Source organism: Micromonospora sp. NPDC049060 (assembly GCF_040649055.1).
GTDB classification, from domain to species: domain Bacteria; phylum Actinomycetota; class Actinomycetes; order Mycobacteriales; family Micromonosporaceae; genus Micromonospora; species Micromonospora reichwaldensis.
Window position 1 is genome coordinate 1 of the sequence record NZ_JBEZEV010000158.1, and the last position, 5,577, is coordinate 5,577.

Annotated in this window: 4 protein-coding genes and 2 pseudogenes; 4 read left to right on the forward strand and 2 right to left on the reverse strand. The window is 77.5% G+C overall.

The genetic code is table 11. The features are described 5' to 3' along the window. Nucleotides 1–37 precede the first annotated feature (37 nt). Nucleotides 38–583 (forward strand): GerMN domain-containing protein, encoded by a 546-nt coding sequence (locus tag AB0B83_RS29805; RefSeq protein ID WP_357580965.1) that lies wholly within the window; start codon nt 38–40, stop codon nt 581–583. 77 nt (nt 584–660) lie between these two features. On the opposite strand, the pseudogene AB0B83_RS29810 reads toward AB0B83_RS29805, so the two are convergent. Then, nucleotides 661–2,247, reverse strand: a pseudogene (locus AB0B83_RS29810) (sulfatase-like hydrolase/transferase); the annotation flags it as partial. 259 nt (nt 2,248–2,506) lie between these two features. Further along, nucleotides 2,507–3,214 (reverse strand): annotated as a pseudogene (locus AB0B83_RS29815) (CDP-alcohol phosphatidyltransferase family protein); the annotation flags it as partial. A 92-nt stretch (nt 3,215–3,306) separates the two neighbouring features. Between AB0B83_RS29815 and AB0B83_RS29820 the strand changes: the two are divergent. The 3 genes from AB0B83_RS29820 to AB0B83_RS29830 all read left to right on the forward strand — a co-directional run. Continuing rightward, nucleotides 3,307–4,287 (forward strand): zinc-binding alcohol dehydrogenase, encoded by a 981-nt coding sequence (locus AB0B83_RS29820; RefSeq protein ID WP_357580962.1) that lies wholly within the window; start codon nt 3,307–3,309, stop codon nt 4,285–4,287. Between the two features lie 3 nt (nt 4,288–4,290). After that, nucleotides 4,291–4,689 (forward strand): 6-carboxytetrahydropterin synthase, encoded by a 399-nt coding sequence (locus AB0B83_RS29825; RefSeq protein ID WP_357580963.1) that lies wholly within the window; start codon nt 4,291–4,293, stop codon nt 4,687–4,689. Next, nucleotides 4,690–5,577: glycosyltransferase family 4 protein (locus AB0B83_RS29830; RefSeq protein ID WP_357580964.1), on the forward strand; the 888-nt coding region annotated here is incomplete at its 3' end.

A 5,577-nucleotide genomic window follows, 5' to 3' on the forward strand; every position in this document is an offset into this window, starting at 1 on the left:
CCCGGGCCGGTGGCGGGCCGTCGGCGGCGCGCTCGTCGTGCTGGGGCTGCTGGGCGGCTGCGGCGTCCCGACCGAGCGCGCCCCGCGCGCCGTGGCACCCCCGCCCGGGCCGTTCCCCTCGCCGGGGGCGGTCGTGGCGACACCGACCCCCACCCTGACGGCGGGACGGACGACGGAGGTCCTCTGCTTCGTCAGCGACGACCGGCTGGTCCGCGTCGAGCGTCGGGTCGACGGTACGCCCACCGTCGACGCCCAGCTCCAGCATCTGCTGGCCGGCCCGACCGCCACCGAGCGCGACCGGGGCCTCACGACGGCGCTGCCCGGGGCCGTGCCGGTCGCCGCCGCCCGGCCGCGGGGCAACGAGGTCGACGTGGACCTCGGCGGGGCCGGCGACGAGACGGGCCGCAGCGACGAGGTCCTCGCCTTCGGGCAGATCGTCTGCACCCTCACCGCCCGCTCCGACGTCGACACCGTGGCCTTCTTCCGGGCCGGGGCCCCGCTGGGGGTGCCGCGCGCCGACGGGTCGCTGTCCCGGCGGCCCCTGACCGCCGCCGACTACGCCGGCCTCGTGGCACCCCGCTGACGGGACCGGCCCGTGCCGCGGAGGCGGCCCGCCGGGCGCTCCGGGGGCGGGCCGCCCACGGTGTCGCGCGGGTGGGATCAGCCGCTGAAGGCGGTGAGGAACCGGTCGCGGAAGGCGTCCATCGGCCAGACCGGCGCGCGCGGCCCGGGCCGGAGTCCGTCGTCCCAGCCCCATCCCGAGATCCGGTCGAGCACGGCCGGGTCCCGGGCGACGACGGTGACCGGCACGTCCCGGCTCGCCCGGGCGCCGGTGACGACCGGGGCGGGCTGGTGGTCGCCGAGGAAGACCAGCACCAGGTCGTCGTCGCCGTGGGCCTCCAGGTAGGACACGAGGGTGCCCAGGGAGTACTCGACGGACCGGCGGTAGCCGGCGCGGGGCTGCGACGACGGGTTGCCGGTGGTCTCGCCGTGGAAGACGGTCCCGTCGCCGACCCGCGACCAGTCGACGAGGCGCGGGATCTTCGTCCAGGGGGAGTGGCTGGACACGAGCGCGATCTCGGCCATCACCGGGGCGCGATCCGCCCGGGAGCGTTCCAGGCGCTCGAAGGTCGCCAGGGTGTACTGGTCGGGCATCGGGGCGTAGCTGAACTTCGGCCCCCGGTAGCCGAGGCTGCGGGCGTCGTAGAAGCGTTCGTAGCCGAAGAAGGCCCCCTCGGGCCAGGGCCGGGTGGCGGCCGGCATCACACCCACCGTGCGCCAGCCGGCCCGCCGGAAGGCGCCGCCCAGCGTCAAGCGGTCGCTGGCCAGCAGGCTGCGGTGCCGCTGGTCGTTGTCCACCCACATGCCGGACAGCAGCGTGGCGTGGGCCAGCCAGCTGCCGCCGCCGGTGGTCGGCGAGGTGAGGAACCCGCTGCGCGAGGCGAAGCCGGCGGCCCGCAGCCGGCGGTCCCCGTCGGCCAGCACGGCGCCCACGCCCGGGGCGTACTCCGGGTTCTCCACCGCGTCGCGCCCGTAGCTCTCCACGAAGGCGACCACCACGTCCTTGCCGCGTAGCGCGGTCAGCAGGCGGTCGCCGGGGGCGTCCCGGAACGCGTCGACGCCGACCTGGGCCGCGAAGACCTCCCGGTCGCGCAGCCGGTCGCGTACCTGGCGGGCGTGGTCGCCGACCAGGTCGGTCGCGGCGGCGTCGGCCACCGGCACGCCGGGGGACACCCGCACGCCGAACGTGGCGCAGGCCAGCCAGACCACCATGAGTGCGGCGACCGTGCGCCGGGTGGCGGCGCGGTGTCGCACCAGCAGGGGGGTCAGCCGCAGCACGGACCGCGTCGTCGCGAGGAGCACGGCGGCGAGCAGCAGCACGGCCGCGACGACCGCCCCGGCGGCGCCCGCCCGCCCGGCCGAATCGGTGAGGAACCCGAGCGCGTCGTCGAGCAGGGCCCAGTCGAGCACCAGGTCGAAGGGGCGGCCGAGCGTCGCGAGGAAGCCCAGGTCGGCGACCTTCAGCAGGGCCAGCAACCCGAGCAGCGCGCCCACGAACGCCGCCACCGGCCGCCGCGTGCGGGCCGGCAGGGCGAGCAGCACGGCGACCGCGAGCAGGCCTTCGAGGGGTACCCGCACGAACGCGCCGGGCGTGAGCCGGGCGGGCTGGTGCGGCGCGGTCAGGGCGACGAGCACGAGCAGGGCGGCCAGCGCGGTCGTCACCCGCGCCGCGCCCCGCCGCCTCCCGCCCGCTCCTTCGGAGGTACGGCCGCGCGCCCCGACAGCCGCCCGTCCGGTCCCGGGCGGCGACGAGGCCGACTCGGTCGCCTGCGGCGACGGGGGCCGGTCGGTCGTGTGCGGCGACGAGGCCGACTCGGTTCCGGGCGGCGACGGGGGCCGGCCGGTTGCGTGCGGCCACGAGTGCCGGTCAGTCACGGGCGGCGACGAGGTCGGGGCGTACCGCCGCGGGCCGGATCCGGCGGCGCGGGGCGCCCGGCGGCACCGTCCGGTCCGAGCGGCGCCGCCACAGCCACCCGACGTCGCGGCCGAACGACTCGACGAGCAGCGCCAGCGCGACCGCCAGCACCAGCGCGTCGCCCGGTCCGGGCAGCACCCCGGCGGCCGCGACCAGCAGCAGCACGCCCTGCGCCGCCGCGACGACCTTGCGCCAGTACCTCGGGGGCAGCGGCCGGCGCAGCCAGGGCAGCACCCATCCGGCGGCGACGAACGCGTACCGCATGGCGCCGAGGGCGAGCACCCAGGCGCCCACGGCGGGCGCGACGGCCGCCCCGAGGACGAGGATGAGGAACGCGTCGACCTCCATGTCGAAGCGGGCGCCCAGCGCGCTGGCGGTGCCGGTGCGCCGGGCCACGTACCCGTCGACGGCGTCGAGGGCCAGCGCCACGGCGGTGAGGGCGACCAGCATCCCGACCGGCGCGGCCCGGTCGACGGCGGCCGGGGCGAGCGCGTCCCCGGTCAGCGCCGTCACGGCGCCGACGAGGAGCGCCCGGGCCAGCGTCACCCGGTCGGCCGGCCCGAGGGCGTACGAGCCCGACCGGCGTAGCCCCCGGTCGAGGATCAGGCACAGCGTCGCCCCGTACGCGGCCCCGGCGAGCCAGCCCGCCGGGCCGAGACCGACCGTCGCGGCCAGCCCCGCCAGCAGGACAATCTGGACGATCAGCCCGATCGCCGGGTCTTTTCGAACCGTGGGCACGGTGCCTCCGTGTCTATTGTCGACGACATCCGACAGGAACTACGGGAAATACCGCCGTTCGGTTCGCTCCGGATGCGGGTGAGGAGGAGCCGGTGACCGGTGAGGCGCGCGCCTTCTGGCTGAGTACGCCCGGCGAGGGTGAGATCCGGTCGGCTCCGCTCGCCGACCCCGGCCCGGACGAGGTGCTCGTCCGCAGCCGGTACTCGGGCGTCAGCCGGGGCACGGAGACGCTGGTCTTCGCCGGCCGCGTCCCCGCCGACCAGCATGCGGCGATGCGCGCCCCGTTCCAGGAGGGGGACTTCCCGGCGCCGGTGAAGTACGGCTACCTCAACGTGGGGGTGGTCGAGCGGGGCCCGGACGAGCTGCGTGGCCGGACCGTGTTCTGCCTGCACCCGCACCAGACCGCGTACGTGGTCCCGGCCGGCGCGGTGGTGCCCGTGCCGGACGCGGTGCCGCCCGCCCGTGCGGTGCTCGCCGGGACGGTGGAGACGGCGGTGAACGCGCTCTGGGACGCCGCGCCCCTGGTCGGCGACCGGGTGAGCGTGGTCGGCGGCGGCATGGTCGGCTGCTGCGTGGCGGCGCTGCTCGCCCGCTTCCCGGGCGTGCGGGTGGAGTTGGTCGACACCGACCCGGCCCGGGCGACCGTCGCCGCGGCACTCGGCGTCGGCTTCGCCCCGCCGGAGGAGGCCGCCAGCGGGCGGGACCTCGTGGTGCACGCCAGCGCCACCGCCGCCGGCCTGCAACGCTCGCTGGAACTGCTCCGGCCGGAGGGCACCGTCGTCGAGCTGAGCTGGTACGGCGACCGCACCGTCGCGCTGGCGCTGGGCGGGGCGTTCCACTCCGGACGGCTGAGCGTGCGCGGCAGCCAGGTGGGCGCCGTCGCGCCGGCCCGACGGGGCAGCCGCAGCTTCGCCGACCGGCTGGGGCTCGCCCTGGAGCTGCTCGCCGATCCCGCCTTCGACGCGCTGCTCACCGGCGAGTCCCGCTTCGCGGAGCTGCCCGACGTGCTGGCCCGGCTGACCGCCGGCAGCCTGCCCGCACTGTGCCACCTCATCACCTACGACGGAGAGTGACCCGTGTTCAGCGTGACCGTCCGAGACCACATGATGATCGCCCACAGCTTCCGGGGGGAGGTGTTCGGCCCGGCGCAGCGCCTGCACGGGGCGACCTTCGTCGTGGACGCCACCTTCCGCCGCGCCGACCTCGACGCCGACGGCGTGGTGGTCGACATCGGGCTGGCCACCGAACAGCTCAAGGCGGTGCTCGGGGAACTGACCTACCGCAACCTCGACGACGACCCGGCCTTCGCCGGGGTGAACACGACCACCGAGGTGCTGGCCCGCGCGGTCGCCGACCGCCTCGCCGAGCGGGTACGCGCCGGCGACCTCGGCGCGGGGGCGCGCGCCCTGGCCGGCATCACCGTCACGCTGCACGAGTCGCACGTCGCCTGGGCCAGCTACGAACGGTCGTTCTGAATGGCGACGGTGCACGTCGTGCTGCCGAACGACATCGACGACCCGGCCGAGCCGAGCGGCGGCAACGGCTACGACCGCCGGCTCTGCCGGGGCCTCGCGGCGGCCGGCTGGACGGTCCGCGAACACGCCGTGCCCGGCGACTGGCCCCGCCCCGACCGGGCGGCGCGCGCCGGGCTCGCCTCGGTGCTCGCGGCGCTGCCCGACGGGTCGCCGGTCCTGCTCGACGGGCTGGTCGCCTCGTGCGTGCCGGAGGTGCTCGCCCCGCACGCCCGGCGGCTGCGCCTCGTCGTCGTCGTGCACCTGCCGCTGGAGCACGACGCCGAGGCCGCCGCCCTGGCCGCCGCCGGCGCGGTCGTCACCACCAGCGAGTGGACCCGGCGACGGCTGCTCGACCGGTACGCGCTGCCGGCCGACCGCGTGCACGTCGCCCGGCCCGGCGTGGACCCGGCCCCGCCCGCGCCCGGGTCGGCGGCCGGCGGGAACCTGCTCTGCGTCGCCGCCCTCGCCCCGCACAAGGGGCACGACGTGCTGGTGGAGGCCCTGGCGGCGGTCGCCGACCTGCCCTGGAGCTGCGTCTGCGTGGGGCCGCTGACCCGGGACCCGGGGTTCGTGGCGGCACTGCGGCGGCGGGTGACCGGGCACGGTCTCGCCGACCGGGTGCGCCTGGTCGGCCCGCGCACCGGGGCGGCCCTGCACGCCGCGTACGCCGCCGCCGACCTGCTGGTGCTGGCCTCGCGCCGGGAGACGTACGGGATGGTGGTCACCGAGGCCCTCGCGCGGGGCGTGCCGGTGCTCGCCACGGCGGCCGGCGGCGCCCGAGACCACGTGGTCGGCCAGCCAGGGGTGGGTGGCCAGCGACAGCCGGCCGGTCAGCACCACCCCTGTCCA